The sequence below is a fragment of the Enterococcus sp. 125944 genome, assembly GCF_051909435.1.
In the GTDB taxonomy this organism is placed as follows: domain Bacteria; phylum Bacillota; class Bacilli; order Lactobacillales; family Enterococcaceae; genus Enterococcus_D; species Enterococcus_D gallinarum.
Map to the genome: position 1 here is coordinate 1 of NZ_JBQASY010000014.1, position 16,464 is coordinate 16,464.

Sequence of the window (16,464 nt, forward strand, 5' to 3'; positions counted from 1 at the left end):
CATTAATTGAAAGCAATAAACGTATTGTTGAGAACGCAAGAACATTATCATCTGAATTGGCAAAGAATGCTGAGGCAAATGCTGAGAAGATGGCTTGGACTGCTTCTGAAGTAAGTGCATCAGGCAAGAAAGCAGCACAGACATGGAATGACTTAGTCTTTGATGAAAAAACAAGTGAATTAAAATCCAATGTTCGTGAAACAGTCATTGAAGCAACCAAGGATTCAAAAACATGGAATGATTTAAAATTAGTTGTTCACGATGCAGATTTGGATTCAAATGCTAAAAAAGTAATTGGGGAAGCTGCGATTGTCAATGGATACTGGGATGGGATGGCTTGGGAAGATAAACAAGCTATTTTGGAAGATGAATTTAGCCAAACAATGTATAAGGCATTGGATGATTCAGGTAAATGGAATGAGTTAAGCATTGATGCCAAAACCGCGTTGTTATATTCAAATACTCCAGAAACAATGGCTGAAACTATGTTGAATTTAGGGTTGTGGGATGATTATCAACCTGAGATAAAGGATTTAGATGCTAAGAACTATAAATTTCTTACTACTCTGAGCGAGTCAGAAGACAAGTTGAAAAATTGGAATGACTTACCAGACGAAACAAAAGAGCTATATGCTGATAACTACGATTTCTTGACTAAGATTTATGAATCCGAAGATTCGTTTAATCGATGGAATCAACTACCGAACAGCGATAAAAAGTTGTTAGCTGATAATACTGATTTTCTCAATAAGATACTTACCTCTGAATCAAGTTGGAACCAATGGACGGCGCTACCTGAAGCGGAAAAGAAAATTTTAGCAGACAATTCCGACTTAATGACAAAAGTATTTTCTTCTCAAGAATCATATAGTGCGTGGTCAGCGTTGCCGGACAACGTAAAACATATGCTTGGGGATAATGTTGACTTAAAAGCAAAAATTGAGGATGGTACATTATCGCTGGCTGATTACCAAAAAATTGAACCGAAACTTAAACAATTACTTGGTGATGCAAGTGGAGTAAATAGTGCTTCTGCTAGTGGTCAAAACTCTTTAAATATGTTTAATAGAAATAACCCAGCCATGAAAAAATTATTGGGGAATTCATCTAGTGTTAGCAGCGCAACCAAAACAGGTGGAAGTGCGTTGAATATCTATTCGCGAAATAATCCAGCACGAAAATATTTAAAGGCAACGGATAATGCGAGTGGTCCCGCTTCACGAGCGACAGAGGGTGTTCGAGCTTTTAGGCAACAAAGAGACCATACCGTCACATTGACAAGTATTGTTAAAAATGTGACACAATGGATCACTGAAAAGATCTCTGGACATGCCACAGGAACAAATTTCCACAAAGGTGGACACATGATGGTCAATGACCAAAAAGGTCCGCTCTACAAAGAACTAATTGTTGAACCAGACGGCAATGCGTATATTCCAGAAGGTCGGAATGTCATTATTCCTAATGCGAAAAGAGGAACAAAAGTATACACCGCAAGACAAACAAAACAAATGATTCCACAGTATAAAAATGGTGTTGGAGTTCCTAGAGATGCTACATTGATTCGCAATTTGCAGTCTGTTCGCAATAGTGAAAGCACACAAACAATTACTGTTGATAATAGCGATTTAGTGCAATTGATGCGTCAAATGTTGAACGCAATCAGTCGTTTGACGCCAGAAATAAATGTGTATCCACAAAACTGGGATACTAAAAATGATATTCGGCGAACTGCGCAAGAATTGGCTTTATTAACTCAAATCGAAGGGAGAGGAGCATTAGAATGACCTATGGATATTTTGAAATTGACAATCAGAAGTCAAGTGATTTTGATTTGTATATCGATACAGAAATCTCTTTTGCCTCTCCTGAGGTCAAAGGTGAATTTGTCGAAGTAAGTGGCCAAGATGGTGAGCCGTTTTTGACAGATGGTAAGCTGAAAAATGTGCCGAAAAGTTTTCCGGCATACTTGATGCCTACGGAAGTATCTCAGCAGCAACGAGCAACAGATATATCTAATTGGCTTAAAAATAATGTGGGGTGGAAAGAGCTATTCTTTAGCGGAGACAAGGAATATATTTATCAAGCAATTTATACAGCTGAATATGAGGTAGAAGCGAATATTGTTGGATATGGGAAAACTATACTAACGTTTAACGTTAAGCCATACAAATTCCTCAAAACAGGACTAACTGAAGAAGTCTTGGCAACATCGATTACTAACCCTACTAATCGGATTTCACGACCTAAAATCACAATCAAAGGGACCGGCAATATTACGTTACAAATTGGCAAATCAACATACAATCTAAAGGATGTCGATAGCGGAGTGGTTATTGATGTATTGTACGATCAAGTGAAGTCTCTTGATGGTACTCGTCCACAGTGGAACAAGATCACTACTTATCCTTTGCCGGGGATCAATCCTGGCCTTAATAATGTGCTGACTACTGGATCAGTAACTGAGATGAAAATTGTTCCTCGCTGGGAGGTGATTGTGTGACCTATCCAATTTTGTATGAGGCAAACGAAATAGATTTTTTTAGTTTGGGTTTAGGTCCAATCAAAACAGCAACAGAAGCTTTTGTCACAGAAGAAAGAAATGGTACCTTTATTTTTGAAGCTAAAGTGTTAGTTGATGATGAAATCTATCCGTTGTTGCAAGAGAATCGAATTATCAAAGCTGACTCAAGTCCAACGCTAACTGATCAACGGTTCAGAATCAAACGGATTGTACCAAATCATGACGGACAAGCTAAAATCTACGCAGAACACGTTAGCTACTTGAGTCAAGAATTACCAATGAAGCCAGAAGTATTTATCAGTGGAAACGCAAGTGCAGCTTTAAATGCTTGGAAGTTAGCAATTTTAGACAACAATCCATTTATTGTGGACTCGGATATTGATACAAGCAACAAAACGAATTGGCGAATCGACAAAGTGGAAAATCCTCGACAAGCATTAGGTGGCGTGGAAGGTTCTATCTTAGATGTTTGGGGCGGTGAATATCGTTTTGACAACTATCACATTAGTTTGTTAAAGAAGCGTGGAACTACCGCCAACACTATTCTAGCATACGGTCGTAATATTACGGATTTTGAACAGGAACGTAATATCATGACGACTTATACAACAATTTATCCGTATGCTATTTATACGGATGACGATGAAAATGAACAAATAGTTACTATTGATGGATATGTAGTTGATTGCGAGAATATTAATGAATACCCAAACCGTAATGTGTTGCCAGTTGATTTTAGTAATAAATTTGAACATGATGAAGTTCCAACCAAGGTAAAACTAAAACAATTGGCTCAGGATTATATCAAAGATAATGATATTGGTATTCCAAAGACATCAATTAAGGTGTCTTTTTTGGATTTGGCACAGACCGCTGATTATGCTGATATTGCTACATTGGAGACTGTCGAGCTATGCGATGATGTTCGAGTATATTATGAAAAGTTAGGTGTAGACACGACTGCTAAAGTGATCAAAACAAAGTGGAATGTGTTGCGTGATGCCTATGATGAAATAGAAATCGGTGAAAAACGTACTACTTTATCATCGATCATAAATGACACTCAAACATCGATCAAAGAAATAGGAAATCAAATGGATTCAGCAATTACTGCTGCGAATGGAAAGAACATGATTTTCCATGGTCTCTTTGGTAAAAATGGTGAAGGAGAACCAACAGCAACACGTGTCGGGGATATGTGGTACAAACCAAGTGGTGAGGATATTGAATTTTATATTTGGGATGGAACTGTTTGGACATTCATTATGTCTACAGCGAAGTTTGATGAAATCGCTAATAAAGTGAGTGAGGTAGAAAGTGATACAAAACGAGCTGTTGAGAAAGCAAATAATATTCAAATCAATGTTAACCATCTTGTCTCTGATATTTCTGCGATGAATCGGGATATCAGTACAATCAGTTTTAAAGCAAGTGAAGCATATAGTAAGGTACGATCCGTAGAGGGCAAGACTGTTTCAATAGAAAAGTCAGTTGATGGTTTAAAAGGAAGGATCACGACAGTTGAGACTACATCAACAAGTACAACAAAGAAACTCAACGAGTTAGAAATCACAGTAGATGGGCAAAAGCAGACTCTTGCTACTATGCAAACGACAGCTAATAGTGCGTTAAGTAAAGCTAACGTTCTACAAACAACAGTTGATGGTGTAACCCAGACTTTGGCAAGTGTCGAACAATGGCAAAACAATTTTCAAGTTGGTGGTAGAAACTGGGTTAGTGAATCTGAATCTCCAAAATTTAGACCATATCAAGGTGCTTCAATTACTCATTCAATAGTTCAAGTTCCTGAATGGAATGCAAAAAATGCAGTTAGGCATGTTGTTACGGGCGGTACTGGTACAATTTGTGGTACTCTTCCCGGAAATATTATTACTTATGTTAAAAACAATACGAGCTATGTTCACTCTATATATGTTAAGAACAATGGAGACAAACGTATTAGGTTTAGTAATAATTTAGGTAAGACTGATTATGTTGAACCAGGTCAATCTAAACGTATTTCACTGGTAGCTAAACACCTTGAGAATTTAGCAGCAATGCAATTTGTACTATATCGATCCACGAATGCTGACAGCCTGGATTTTACCGTGTGGCGTGCTCAGATTGAAGAAGGAAATCAGTTGACTGACTGGTCTCCAGCACCTGAGGATAAGGCTCAAACAACAAAAGTTAACGAGATTGAAACAACAGTAGACGGCGTCAAAACTACAGTAACTTCTGTAAAAACGACTGCAGACTCAGCTCTCTCAAAAGCTACTCAAACTGAAACAACAGTGAGCGGCTTAAAGACAACTATTTCAAGTGTTCAGACTACAGCAAACTCAGCACTGACAAAAGCTACGCAGCTTGAAACTACTGCCAATGTTATTAGACAGACAGTTACAGAAATTCAAGGAAATATTACGGATATTACAAACAAATTTCCTAATCCAAACTTCAAAAAACAAGATCCAAAGCCAGCTGTTGAAGGAACAGGAATTCACATAGTTTATGATAGTCAAGGAATGACTATTAATAATAACGGAGGAGCAACAAGAAACAGAGCTTACTGGGGATCACCACCACTTTCCTTAGAAATTGGGAAAACGTACAATATTAAAATGTATGTAAATGTGGGGGTTAACTCTGGGAGGAAACCCATAGAGGTAGGAACGAGTGATGGAGAAAATTTTACGTTCTCTCTTCCTAATACTAATCCTGGATGGATATATGGAACAATTAAATTGACAAGATGGACTGGCTTGTCATTTTGGCTGCCACCAGCAACTACGATTAAGATTCGTCAGTTATATATTTATGAGGCAAATACAAATATTACTTCATCACAGATTACCCAACTATCAGATACAATTAATTTAAAAGTTTCTAAAAATGATGTTGTTAATCAAATCAATATATCTAATGAATCAATATTGATTGCTGGTAATAAGATTCACATTACAGGTCAGACATCAATTGATAATGGAGTGATCAAAACCGCTCAAATTGCGGATCTTTCAGTATCGACAGCTAGAATTGCGAACGCAGCAATTACTGATGCAAAAATTGCGTTTGTCGATGCTGCAAAAATTACAACGGGCTATCTTTCTGCACAACGGATTCAAGCTCGATCAATTACTGCAGATAAATTAGCAGTCAATGCGATTCAAGTTGGTTTTAATAATTATAGCCAGAATTTAAAGATAGATCCTTACACCCTAAGTTTCTTCAATAAAAATCAATTAAGTGGGAAGTTAACCAGTGAAGGAATGGAATTTTGGCATGGAACAAGAAAAATAGGAAGAATAGGTGAAAATTCAAAAATAGGAAATGAAACTATCCGTGGGATTGCAATGAACTTAGATCACGAGGGGGATTATATCTCATGGTCTTATCGAAAAGCTCAAAATGATAGTGCATTTACTTCTATGTTAATGCTTGATCCTCGTGGAAAATTTTCAGGAAAAGCAGGAATTCATATGGATGCAGATGTTCATATGATCAAAGTTAAGCCAGGAATTCCTAGTGCAAGAGAGTTTTTACGATTTGGTGTAGTGAATTATAATAATACCTTTTATTCTGCTCTATTAAACGATAGCGGAAAAAGTGGTGTAATGTTTGGTAGTGGTTATTTGTATCTTCTGCATAATAATGTTGTATTACCTGTGGAAGATATAAGAAATATTGTTCGTGCATTAAAAGGATTGGGCACATTACAACTGCCAACTTCTATTCGTACCTCTGGTCAAGGTAGTGGAACGGTAGCGTCTTTTAAAACAGTAAAATTATAAAAGGAGATAGGAGAATGAAAATTACATTGAAGAATAATGAGTTAGTACCAGCAATCAACTTTTTGGAATCTATCGAATTATCTACAAAAGATAGCCGACACCGAACAAAGTTGATAAAACGTATTCGAGAAGCGCTCATAGAACTTTCTGACGAGGAGAAGTCTTTGATGGAAAAATTCAATTTGCTTGATGAAAACGGTCAACTCAAAGATAGCAAAGAACAAGACATAAAAGATGTAGCTATATTTAATAAGGAACAAGCGATATTACTTAATGAAGAAGTTGTGATTGAGGGAGGGCTGTATGCCCGAAATTTTGATGAAATTCCACGCATTTTAGAGGAGTATGATGGAATGATATCTGGAAAAGATGCCGAGATCTACGATCGTTTATTAGATGAGTTTGAAAAGGAAGATATTAAGTAATCATCATTTTTTATAAAAATTTGGAGGGATGTATCATGGCATTAGAAGTAACAAAATCAGTTACTTTATCTGGACAATCAATCATTGATGAAAAAACAGTAGTATATCTTTCTGCAAGTGTTTCTACAGAAAGTATGGGGAATACGAATATTTCGCAAACTATCCAAGATGCTAAAAAGTATCGTGAAAATCGTACACAATGTCGAAAAGATATTCAAGCTTTCCAAGATAAAGTATACGAAGTAGAAGATCAATTAGCTACAGAATTAACAAAAGAAAAAGTGGAAGAATCAGATGAACTTAGTCAATAGACTGAGTTCTTTTTTATAGAAGAGGTGAATTCTATGCGTTTATTTGGTTTGTCGATTACCGAGTTTATTGCCATAGTAGGATTAATCGGAAGTATTCTCTTTGCTTTGATGAAGTTTCATCATGTATTTTCAAAATTAGAGGAAAGCCTACAGGAATTGAAAGATGCGGTAAATCGATTGAATAATCATGAGATTCGAATTACGCGATTAGAAGAACAAAATAAAACGATTTTTAAAAGTATTGGAGGAAGAAAACATGAATAAGATTAATTGGAAAGTAAGAATTCAGAGTAAAGTATTTGTGATCAGTCTTTTAGGACTGATTTTTTTATTACTACAACAAATCTTGTCAATTTTCGGTATTCAGTGGGACTACACTGTTTTAAATGAGCAATTAACTCAAATTATTAATACTATCTTTTTGTTATTGGCATTGATTGGTGTTGTTAAAGATCCTACTACAGAAGGTTTGTCAGATAGTGATCAGGCAATGACCTATGATAAACCCAAAAAAGACATTATTGATTCCGGAGATGGACAGGAGTTTACAGAACGGAGAGATAAAAAATGAGAGGAAGCATAAAAAAATTTATTGAACGCATGAACTATTGGTGCCAAACAGTTAGCCTTGGCTACGACCAAAGCAATCGGCAAGATTTCCGAGATGGTGGAGAAACGGATTGTTCTGCATTAGTGATTCATGCGTTGAAAGAAGCAGGCTTTGACACTGGATCAGCTACATATACCGGCAATATGCGCTCTAATCTGACAAAACGTGGCTGGAAAGTTATAGCAAACAATGGTCGACCTCAAGCAGGAGATATCTTGTTAAACGATGTAAACCATGTGGCAGTGTATATTGGCGGTGGAAAATTGGCGCAAGCATCGATTGATGAGAGAGGTCGAATCACAGGTGGTCGCGGTGGGGATCAGACAGGATGGGAAACCAATGTCCGCTCCTATTACAACTATCCGTGGAATTGTTATTTGCGTTACGTTGCCGCAACAACCAGCTCTAAGCAAGCCACAGGAGGATGGATTGCGGAAAAGGGGCATTTTAAATTGAATGCAGCAATCAAACTTCGAAAAGGTCCATCAACGAGTGATCGAGAAATTGCGATAATAGGCGCTGGTTCTGTGATCATTTACGATGCGTATAAAATCGATCCGAATGGTTACGTGTGGATTCGTCAAAAACGTGGAAATGGTTATGGCTATATGGCGACTGGAAGAAGTAAAAACGGAAGACGTATTGACTGTTGGGGAAGATTTTACTAAAATATTTTTTTACTTTTCCACATGAAAGAACCACACTCTTTTAAAGGGTGTGGTTCTTTTTACTTATAACTTTTTCTAAAATGACTCAGACAGTTTATTTGTGTTAGAATTAATAGGTTTTAACAATCCTTTTTCTTTCTTTTATAAGCTGTAGAAATTGATCTAAACGCGCATTGTCTTCTATCGAGTTTATCGTATAAGCGATCAATTTTTGTATCGCTTTTTCTCCATAATGCTCTTTTAAAAACTCAACAATAGAAAAACTAGGTACATAAGCTCTAGCTAAAACAGTGCGAGAGTATTTTACTTTATTTACTTCTAAATAGCCTTTTTTTAATAAGCCGGCAAGCGCAAGAGCAGTAGTATTGCTGTTTAAATCAGGTACTCTTTCTACTAATTCTGTCTTAGTTAATGCCTGATCAAACTTGAATAAATAAGTTAAAATTTGATATTCTGACTTTGTTAACTCTAACATACTATTCCACCTTTAGCTTTTTATTGATTTAAAATATTTTTTATTATACACCTAATAGCTGATTCTATGAATTCCCTTTCAATAAAAATTAAAAAATTATAGAAAACGATTCCAGTTTCTATTGAAAAAACTTATTTTGTGTTTTAAAATATGAGTATCTAAAAAGTGTTCATTTATTCTTCTTTCAAAATCGCCCACTCCGAAGAGTGGGTATTTTTTATAAACAAATAGCCCGCTTCGGCGGGCTTGTACATAATAAAAAAAGATATTCAAGGGAATATCTTTTAATCTTCGATAAAAAGCTGATTAGTTGTGTAGGCCATACTAATGTTACAATCTCTAGTTTCACCAGTTTTTTCAAATCCTATTTTTTTATAGAAATTCTGGACATCTTTTTCACTTTGAACTGTGATTAAGCATGAGCCAACATGAGGCAAAATTGTATATTTTATAAACGAAAAAATATAAAACATTAAATTGATACCATAATTCTGTTTTTGCAATTCTTTTTTTACAGCAAAATGATGAATTTGAATCCCTGGTATAGACTGTCGTTTTACAGGATTATCCCATTTTTTTAAATTTTTATGTATGTTTGACTTATTAGTAACCAGAACTCTATCAGTTGTTAAGGTGAAATACCCCACTAATTGTTTGTTACCTTTAATTTCCATAAAAAATAGAAAAGTTTTTGTAATGCCAAATAGTAAATCTTCTAGAGCATCATTTTTCAAGTAATCATCAATATGAGGTTTTCCACAAGAAAAAGCCTGTACTAAGGCTTTTTCTTCGTCATCAATGTTTGAAAGCTTCTTAATTTGTACTTCATTATCAATAAACATATGATTTTAGTAACCTCTTAGATTTTGTAAGATTTTCCATCGATATTGAGTGTTTTAATAGCATTCACTCTTTTTGCTGTTTTTTTTGCATTTTCATTTGTAAATTGTTTATCTTTGCCAAAAATACTATCCATAAATCGGTTATAGCTTTTAGAGTCAGTAAAAACCATTTCTGTACATTTGATAGATGTATTGGCCATATTATTTCTCCCCTTTCTATTGTATTAAGAATATCATCGGTAAAAAAAATAATCAATAATTTTTCATCGCCTAAAGACTACTTGTTGATTTTACTGAAAACGCTGATTTTTGATAAGATCGATATTGAAAAAATTCATTTTGTATTTTAAAATCTAATTACCCAATAAACAATTTTTTCATTAATCTCCTTTCAAGGAAGCCCACTCTTTGGAGTGGGTATTTTTTATAAACAAATAGCCCGCTTCGGCGGGCTTGTACATAATTTTAAAATAGAGTATTGATAAAAGTTAAATAGCAATCAATTACACGATTATAGGTATCTGGATATTCTAAATCTAAATGAACTGGTGCACTACAGTACATAGTTGAACTATTCAATGTCATCACTTTGTGAGTTCTGATGTATTGTTTAGGATATTGCATGTTTAGTCTAGGATGGTTATGAGTAGTTATTTCGACATCGTAATTTGGATTGATTCGATTTGAACAAGTTACTCTTGAAATAGGTAAACAAGTATAGTCACATTTACCATCTATATCTTCTTTCCCTATAACTAAAATAGGTCTAATACAACTTTTATTGCCTATATTTAACATGCTTGCACAAATAGTCCCTACTGGAATTTCGTGACGTCGCACCTATGTTAAAATCCTTTCGTGAGGAATTTCATCAAATTCATCTAAATACATATCATAGTTATAATCGTATACTCTAATGTTAGCTGCATCAAACTTTATATCATCAATAGATATATCAACATTGCCATTTTCATTTTCGTCTAGACCTTGCCTCGAATTTTTCCAAGAGGTTTCCTCATGCGTTAAATCTACCAATGATCGAGCAGTCATATTGCCGAATTCGTAGATTACACTTTCGATAATGAATTTTTCCTCAACTGTCAATTCGCCCTGAATTTCATTTGGAATGGTATTATGTTGAAAACATTTTCGTAACTCCGGAAGCACAGGACCTAAAATCCATCCTTTAAAACTTTCTTCAAAAAGGGGCTCGTTTTGTAGTGCTAAATGTTGTCTTTGAACGAGATACATTAATTTTTGTAATTTTAATTCACTATCGCCAAAGTCATGTCCGTAAATTTGTTTGTAAGACAGCAAAAGAAAGCTTGCAACATCCATAACTTTTGACATTTCAATTCCTCCTTTGTTTCACAAGTGTTCCACACCTTTATTATATATATCATATGACTAATAGTAAATTAAAATACGCAAGTTATACAAAAAATATATTTGTAAATCTTTCTAGAAAATAATTCCACCCCATCCTACTTCTGAGTGGGCATTTTTATTTATCTAACATGACATAAATACAGTAAAAATCATCATAAGAAAACCCTCACAAGTGCTAGTATTTCATTTGCAAATAAAAAGCATCGGGAGTACACTTTAGTTACCAAATACTTAAGGAGTGTGTCAATTATGTCAAACTATGAAGAAAAAGAAGCAAAAGCATTGGTCAAAATTGGAGAAGTATTGAACAAGTTAGACCGCGATTTAGAGGAACTAGATTCTCTAAATGATGATGCGAAGAAACATAGTATGAAGAAATGGATTGTAGAGAAAAAAGCAATGCATGAGATCAAAAAGATTGCGCACGAAGCAGGTAAGTATGAAAAGTATGATGAGAAAGAACTCCAAAAAGAGATTGAACACGTAGAACAATACATGTAATAAAAAACATGTTATTTTTAATACGAATATGTATTGAAAGAATAAAACGTGCGAGTTAAAATTTATGTACCAGTCCTTTCTGATTAACTCTCTGTTTACCCACTCTACGAGTGGGTATTATTGTTTCTTTAAAAGCTATAAAAAAACGTATATTTTAAAAAAACTGATATTGAAAAATATAATTTCACGTTTTAAAATATACTCAGCTGAGATTTTTTCATTAATCTCCTTTCAGGGAAGCCCACTCTTCTGAGTGGGTTGTTTCGTACCTTTAGCTCAGTTGGTCAGAGCAGACGGCTCATAACCGTCCGGTCGTAGGTTCGAATCCTACAAGGTACATAAAAACTCTTGCTCAGTTAGAGTTTTTATTTATCACTTTCTAGTGGTCTATTAATAGTATTTTTAGAATCATCTAAAGGGGATAGAAATACAAAACTTCATAACTATCTTTGTCTGTGAGTGAATAGAGCATATCAAAATCATAAATTTTGTCTTGATAAGTAAAATTACCGATTGCACTATAAACATTTTTGTACTCTTTACCAGTATCGGAGTTTTTATCATACGGCATACGGTACACTTTAAATGTATCATTAATAAAATTAACTTCCAAATTATCTATCTTATAGTGTTTTTTCAGAACATTCTCTGCAATTATTGAAGCCTCGGATCGTTCCTCATTGTCAGTTTTTTTCACTATTGAATTTGTCTCACTGTAATTTCTAGATTCTTCTGCTGAGTCGGAGTTAGTACAAGCGCTCAGAAATAAAACTGAAAGTAATAATCCAGCGACTAATTTTTTTCACTTTTATCCCTCAATTCATTTTTTCTTTTATTTTATTAAATATTCACAATTGATGTAAAGGTAAAAATAGTTTGTTTCAATCCATAAAAATGAAAAGCATTTTGTCCAGGAAATTTAGTGTGATTTTGGTGTGATAAAATAATATTTTTGGGTTTAATCGTTGATTTATTAACGTTTATATAGTTTTGCTATCTACCGTTTGGCAAAATAAAACAACTCGAAACACCTCATGAAGAACTTCTTCATGAGGTGTTTTTTTGATGGAGATAGTCTAGCGACCGATAACAAGGAGCAGGTGCTTGTTTTCGTACTTACTGTGTCAAAAAGCCTTGCCTTTTCAAAAATTTTTCTACGTCCGGACGGCGAGGTTCTTGGAAAAAGCCAGTCATTTTGGTTTGCCAATCCGTTTTTTGTTGATTGCTTCTCCGATGGGCATAGTAGTCCGCGGTAGTTTCATTGTAGCGAGCAACGAGGTCTTCGGTCAGGGGCTGATAGTGGTCGACACTTAACACAGCGGATTGCGGTAAGCGAACTTTCGGCTCATTTTTCGTTGCGGGATAACCGATAGTCAACCCAAACAATGGCAGTGTATACGGGGGCAGCTCCGTGAGTTCAGCGATACGGAACAAGTCATTCCGGATTCCGCCAATGTAACAGATTCCCAGACCTTGGGTTTCTGCAAAGGCTGCCATATTTTGAGCGGCGATGGTGGTATCTACAACCGAAACCAAGAGGGCTTCCATATTCGACAACCCATCACTAGGCAAATTTGCTTGCTGCAACAATTGATGGTGTTTATATAAATCTGCTACGAACAGATAAAAGACACCCGTCTGTGTGATATAGTGGGGAGCACCGGCGATTTTCTCGATTTCTGCCAATCTTTTAGGATCTTTGATCTCGATGATTGAATAGGCTTGAACGAAATTTGAACTTGAACCGCTTTGTGCTACTTTGACAAGTTGTTGCTTCATTTCTGCTGATAAAGACTTTTTTTGGAAGTCTCTAACCGATGTGTGACTTGTAAAAAAATCAATGGTTTCCATTATTGTTCCTCCTCTGTCACGCTTGTTACGCTGTAGATTAGTGTAACAGAAAAAAGAAGCTTTTTTCAAAAAAATATATCTGAGAAAAGACAAATTTGTGCATAAAGGTTGCTATCTTCAAAAAATTTCGTTATGATGATTCTACATTCTGATAAACCCTTAGGGGAGTAACCAGTGGCTTCGGCTGCGATAATATCAACAGTAAGTAAACTGGCGACAGTTTTCTGGTATTATATGAAATGGTGAGACCTAAGACAAGCATCCACTTGTCTTAGGTCTCTTTTTTTCTAAAAAAGGACTCATGCAAGGGATAGCAACTATGAAGGAGAGAAATCATTGGCAAAAGAAATGTATCAAAAAGAAATCACAGAGGTTATGAACGAGGTAAACAGCAGTCCATCTGGATTGTCCCAGCAAGAAGCGGCAAAGCGCTTAGAAAATGGCTTGAATCAGCTGAAAGAAGCTCCCAAAAAATCAAGTTTGATACTCTTTTTAGAAACCTTCAAAGATGCGATGGTGATCGTTTTGCTGATCGTGGCTATCGTTCAGATGATCATGGGCGCCCATGTTGAATCGATTGTCATTTTTGCTGTTTTGCTACTGAATTCGGTTGTTAGTGTCATCCAAACGAAAAAAGCAGAAGGATCGTTAGATGCATTGAAAAGCCTCTCGGCACCCAATGCAAATGTCATCCGAGATGGAAAGGAACAAACGGTACCGGCAAAAGAATTGGTAGTGGGTGATATCGTTATTCTAGAAGCAGGGGACTATGTACCTGCTGATGGCCGTCTGATTGAAGAAGGGGCATTGAAAGTCGATGAAGGAATGCTGACCGGTGAATCGACACCTGCTGAAAAAGAACTTGGGGTTATTGACCGCACAGCGCCTATTGGAGACCGCGATAACATGGTCTTTAGTGGAACGATCGTGACTTACGGCCGTGGACGTTTCATTGTGACTGCCACAGGAAATGTGACAGAAATCGGGCAAGTCGCTGGTTTATTAGAAAACACAGTGGAACACAAGACGCCATTACAACGCGGGCTGGATCGCTTCAGCAAAAAATTGAGCTTGGCGATCCTCGTTCTTTCCTTGATTATTTTAGGTGTCCAAGTTGCTCGGCTATTTTTAGGTGATGGGTCTGGCGATATGACCGCCGATCTAGTCAACGCTTTTATGTTTGCAGTCGCTGTTGCGGTGGCTGCTATTCCTGAAGCACTCCAATCGATCGTTACGATTGTTTTATCGATCGGTACCAAACAAATGGCTCGTCAACATGCGATCATTCGTAAGTTGCCGGCAGTTGAAACACTAGGATCTACTAGTATCGTTTGTACAGATAAAACAGGAACATTGACCCAAAATAAAATGACGGTCGTTGATTTTTATTTGCCAAATGGACAGATGGGTGAATTTTCTGAGAATCCTTCTGAATGGACATTGCCTGAACGTCGCTTGATCGAGATCAGTGTGCTTGCAAATGATGCGGCAATCAGTCCCGAAGGAGCTAAACTAGGAGATCCCACAGAGATTGCCTTTCTTGATTATACAGAAAAATTGAATCAACCGTATCGTGAGATTCGTCAACAATACCCGCGATTACAAGAATTGCCTTTTGATTCCGATCGGAAACTGATGTCCACATTGCATACCATTGATTCGGAACAACTCCTTTTGACAAAAGGGGGACCGGATATTGTGATCGGAAGAAGTACAAAGGTTCTTATCAATGACGAAATCGTTCCACTGACTGAGGAAATCAAACATCAGTTGCAGCATCAAAATGAAGAATTCTCTAAACGCGCGCTGCGGGTTTTGGCTTTTGCTTATCGTCCGCTGACAGTGTCTGAAGACGAAGAACTGCATTTAGGTCTCGAAGAAGAGTTGATCTTTGTTGGTTTGATGGCGATGATTGATCCCCCTCGGAAGGAAGTCAAGCAAGCCGTGGCAGACGCGAAATCGGCTGGCATCAAAACAGTGATGATCACTGGTGACCACAAAACGACGGCTGTGGCCATTGCTCAGGAGATCGGGATTGCGCAAGAAGGTGACTTAGCATTGACCGGTACAGAGCTTGATGCACTGTCGGAAGAAGAACTGACGAATCAATTGGAGAAAATCACTGTCTACGCCCGCGTCTCTCCTGAGAATAAAATCCGCATTGTGCGAGCATGGCAAGATAAAGGGAAAATCTCTGCTATGACCGGTGATGGCGTAAATGATGCACCAGCATTGAAGCAAGCGGATATCGGGATTGCGATGGGGACCGGAACGGACGTTGCAAAAGATGCAGCAGCAATGGTCTTGACAGATGACAACTTTGCTTCAATTATTCGAGCGGTAGAAGTTGGCCGCAATGTGTTTGATAATATCAAAAAGGCGATTTCTTATCTTTTTGCTGGTAACCTCGGCGCGATTATCGCCATTGTGTTTGCTTTAGTAATGGGCTGGGACAATCCATTTACAGCCTTGCAATTGCTGTTTATCAACTTAGTGAATGATTCGCTTCCTGCTATCGCTTTAGGGATGGAAAAAGCGGAACCAACTATCATGCAAAGAGAACCTAGAAATCCTGATGCTGGCATCTTTTCTGGTAAAACGCTGATCTCAGTTACTTATCGTGGGATCTTGATTGCGGCAGTGGTGATTATAGCGCAATGGATCGGGATGAATCAATCGCCGGAGTTAGGTGTTGCAATGGCATTCTCAACTTTGATCTGGAGCCGTACATTACAAACATTGCCTGCTCGTTCCAATACAGAGACTGCTTGGCAAGCTGGATTGTTTGCGAATAAAATGGTTTGGCTGGCGATCGTGGTTTGTGGTCTGCTTTATAGTGTGACATTGCTACCTGGAATTCGGGAAGTCTTTGCGATTCCAGAAACCTTTACAATGAACCATGTTGGGTTAAGCATAGCTATGGCAGCTGGTGCTGTCTTGATGATGGAAATCACAAAACTGATTATTTTAGCGGTACAATCTCGAGGGAACAACACGAACTCATGATACTTGCGGGAGTGTTTTCGCTAATCAGATGAACAAAATAAGAACCGAAGGCGCAGCATGCAGCACTGCGT

14 protein-coding genes, 1 tRNA gene and 1 pseudogene are annotated in these 16,464 nt (G+C 36.9%); 11 read left to right on the top strand and 5 right to left on the bottom strand.

Annotated features, from left to right (window positions below; translation table 11 throughout):
* The 8 genes and pseudogenes from ACTFWY_RS12055 to ACTFWY_RS12090 form a co-directional block, all read left to right on the top strand.
* Nucleotides 1-1,787 (top strand): annotated as a pseudogene (locus ACTFWY_RS12055) (phage tail tape measure protein); the annotation flags it as partial.
* The gene (locus ACTFWY_RS12060) at nt 1,784-2,503 is read left to right on the top strand and encodes a hypothetical protein (protein WP_123836385.1); all 720 of its coding nucleotides are present in this window, start codon (nt 1,784-1,786) and stop codon (nt 2,501-2,503) included. The pseudogene ACTFWY_RS12055 and the gene ACTFWY_RS12060, both read left to right, overlap by 4 nt.
* Complete coding sequence (locus ACTFWY_RS12065) at nt 2,500-6,315, top strand: phage tail spike protein (RefSeq protein ID WP_439939953.1); 3,816 nt, start codon at nt 2,500-2,502, stop codon at nt 6,313-6,315. The genes ACTFWY_RS12060 and ACTFWY_RS12065 overlap by 4 nt, the downstream gene beginning before the upstream one ends.
* A gap of 14 nt (nt 6,316-6,329) precedes the next feature.
* Nucleotides 6,330-6,740 carry a DUF1617 family protein gene (locus ACTFWY_RS12070; protein WP_311828221.1) on the top strand — a complete coding sequence of 137 codons (411 nt, stop codon included), beginning with the start codon at nt 6,330-6,332 and terminating at the stop codon, nt 6,738-6,740.
* 35 nt (nt 6,741-6,775) lie between these two features.
* Nucleotides 6,776-7,051 (top strand): hypothetical protein, encoded by a 276-nt coding sequence (locus ACTFWY_RS12075; protein ID WP_171917418.1) that lies wholly within the window; start codon nt 6,776-6,778, stop codon nt 7,049-7,051.
* A 33-nt stretch (nt 7,052-7,084) separates the two neighbouring features.
* Nucleotides 7,085-7,315 (top strand): hypothetical protein, encoded by a 231-nt coding sequence (locus ACTFWY_RS12080; protein ID WP_113849465.1) that lies wholly within the window; start codon nt 7,085-7,087, stop codon nt 7,313-7,315.
* Nucleotides 7,308-7,622 carry a phage holin gene (locus tag ACTFWY_RS12085; protein WP_171917417.1) on the top strand — a complete coding sequence of 105 codons (315 nt, stop codon included), beginning with the start codon at nt 7,308-7,310 and terminating at the stop codon, nt 7,620-7,622. The genes ACTFWY_RS12080 and ACTFWY_RS12085 overlap by 8 nt, the downstream gene beginning before the upstream one ends.
* Complete coding sequence (locus ACTFWY_RS12090; RefSeq protein WP_205223751.1) at nt 7,619-8,329, top strand: NlpC/P60 family protein; 711 nt, start codon at nt 7,619-7,621, stop codon at nt 8,327-8,329. The genes ACTFWY_RS12085 and ACTFWY_RS12090 overlap by 4 nt, the downstream gene beginning before the upstream one ends.
* A gap of 109 nt (nt 8,330-8,438) precedes the next feature.
* Here the strand turns inward: ACTFWY_RS12090 and ACTFWY_RS12095 are convergent, their stop codons facing one another.
* From ACTFWY_RS12095 to ACTFWY_RS12110, 4 genes are all read right to left on the bottom strand, one after another.
* A complete protein-coding gene (locus ACTFWY_RS12095) occupies nt 8,439-8,804 on the bottom strand; it encodes a transcriptional regulator, BlaI/MecI/CopY family protein (protein WP_113849466.1) in 366 nt (121 codons plus the stop codon).
* A 284-nt stretch (nt 8,805-9,088) separates the two neighbouring features.
* Complete coding sequence (locus ACTFWY_RS12100; RefSeq protein ID WP_137264352.1) at nt 9,089-9,646, bottom strand: GNAT family N-acetyltransferase; 558 nt, start codon at nt 9,644-9,646, stop codon at nt 9,089-9,091.
* Nucleotides 9,647-9,663: 17 nt separating this feature from the next.
* The gene (locus ACTFWY_RS12105) at nt 9,664-9,846 is read right to left on the bottom strand and encodes a hypothetical protein (protein WP_137264353.1); all 183 of its coding nucleotides are present in this window, start codon (nt 9,844-9,846) and stop codon (nt 9,664-9,666) included.
* 640 nt (nt 9,847-10,486) lie between these two features.
* Nucleotides 10,487-10,996: a Panacea domain-containing protein gene (locus ACTFWY_RS12110; RefSeq protein WP_113849467.1), complete on the bottom strand. Its 510-nt coding sequence runs from the start codon at nt 10,994-10,996 to the stop codon at nt 10,487-10,489.
* A gap of 288 nt (nt 10,997-11,284) precedes the next feature.
* On the opposite strand from ACTFWY_RS12110, the gene ACTFWY_RS12115 reads away from it, so the two are divergent.
* Nucleotides 11,285-11,536: a hypothetical protein gene (locus ACTFWY_RS12115; RefSeq protein ID WP_113849468.1), complete on the top strand. Its 252-nt coding sequence runs from the start codon at nt 11,285-11,287 to the stop codon at nt 11,534-11,536.
* A gap of 265 nt (nt 11,537-11,801) precedes the next feature.
* A tRNA-Ile gene (locus tag ACTFWY_RS12120) sits at nt 11,802-11,875 on the top strand.
* A gap of 777 nt (nt 11,876-12,652) precedes the next feature.
* Here the strand turns inward: ACTFWY_RS12120 and ACTFWY_RS12125 are convergent.
* Complete coding sequence (locus tag ACTFWY_RS12125) at nt 12,653-13,387, bottom strand: NADPH-dependent oxidoreductase (RefSeq protein WP_195957014.1); 735 nt, start codon at nt 13,385-13,387, stop codon at nt 12,653-12,655.
* A gap of 348 nt (nt 13,388-13,735) precedes the next feature.
* Between ACTFWY_RS12125 and ACTFWY_RS12130 the strand changes: the two genes are divergently transcribed.
* On the top strand, nt 13,736-16,393 hold the full coding sequence (locus ACTFWY_RS12130) for a cation-translocating P-type ATPase (RefSeq protein WP_311828254.1): 2,658 nt from the start codon (nt 13,736-13,738) through the stop codon (nt 16,391-16,393).
* Nucleotides 16,394-16,464: the final 71 nt, after the last annotated feature.

What these genes read in the sequence shown, in the direction of transcription:
- ACTFWY_RS12080 (WP_113849465.1), top strand. Translation starts at nt 7,085, where the DNA reads ATGCGTTTATTTGGTTTGTCGATTACCGAGTTTATTGCCATAGTAGGA.
- ACTFWY_RS12100 (WP_137264352.1), bottom strand. Translation starts at nt 9,646, where the DNA reads ATGTTTATTGATAATGAAGTACAAATTAAGAAGCTTTCAAACATTGAT.
- ACTFWY_RS12105 (WP_137264353.1), bottom strand. Translation starts at nt 9,846, where the DNA reads ATGGCCAATACATCTATCAAATGTACAGAAATGGTTTTTACTGACTCT.
- ACTFWY_RS12115 (WP_113849468.1), top strand. Translation starts at nt 11,285, where the DNA reads ATGTCAAACTATGAAGAAAAAGAAGCAAAAGCATTGGTCAAAATTGGA.
- ACTFWY_RS12095 (WP_113849466.1), bottom strand. Translation starts at nt 8,804, where the DNA reads ATGTTAGAGTTAACAAAGTCAGAATATCAAATTTTAACTTATTTATTC.
- ACTFWY_RS12085 (WP_171917417.1), top strand. Translation starts at nt 7,308, where the DNA reads ATGAATAAGATTAATTGGAAAGTAAGAATTCAGAGTAAAGTATTTGTG.
- ACTFWY_RS12060 (WP_123836385.1), top strand. Translation starts at nt 1,784, where the DNA reads ATGACCTATGGATATTTTGAAATTGACAATCAGAAGTCAAGTGATTTT.
- ACTFWY_RS12110 (WP_113849467.1), bottom strand. Translation starts at nt 10,996, where the DNA reads ATGTCAAAAGTTATGGATGTTGCAAGCTTTCTTTTGCTGTCTTACAAA.
- ACTFWY_RS12090 (WP_205223751.1), top strand. Translation starts at nt 7,619, where the DNA reads ATGAGAGGAAGCATAAAAAAATTTATTGAACGCATGAACTATTGGTGC.
- ACTFWY_RS12125 (WP_195957014.1), bottom strand. Translation starts at nt 13,387, where the DNA reads ATGGAAACCATTGATTTTTTTACAAGTCACACATCGGTTAGAGACTTC.
- ACTFWY_RS12070 (WP_311828221.1), top strand. Translation starts at nt 6,330, where the DNA reads ATGAAAATTACATTGAAGAATAATGAGTTAGTACCAGCAATCAACTTT.
- ACTFWY_RS12130 (WP_311828254.1), top strand. Translation starts at nt 13,736, where the DNA reads ATGTATCAAAAAGAAATCACAGAGGTTATGAACGAGGTAAACAGCAGT.
- ACTFWY_RS12075 (WP_171917418.1), top strand. Translation starts at nt 6,776, where the DNA reads ATGGCATTAGAAGTAACAAAATCAGTTACTTTATCTGGACAATCAATC.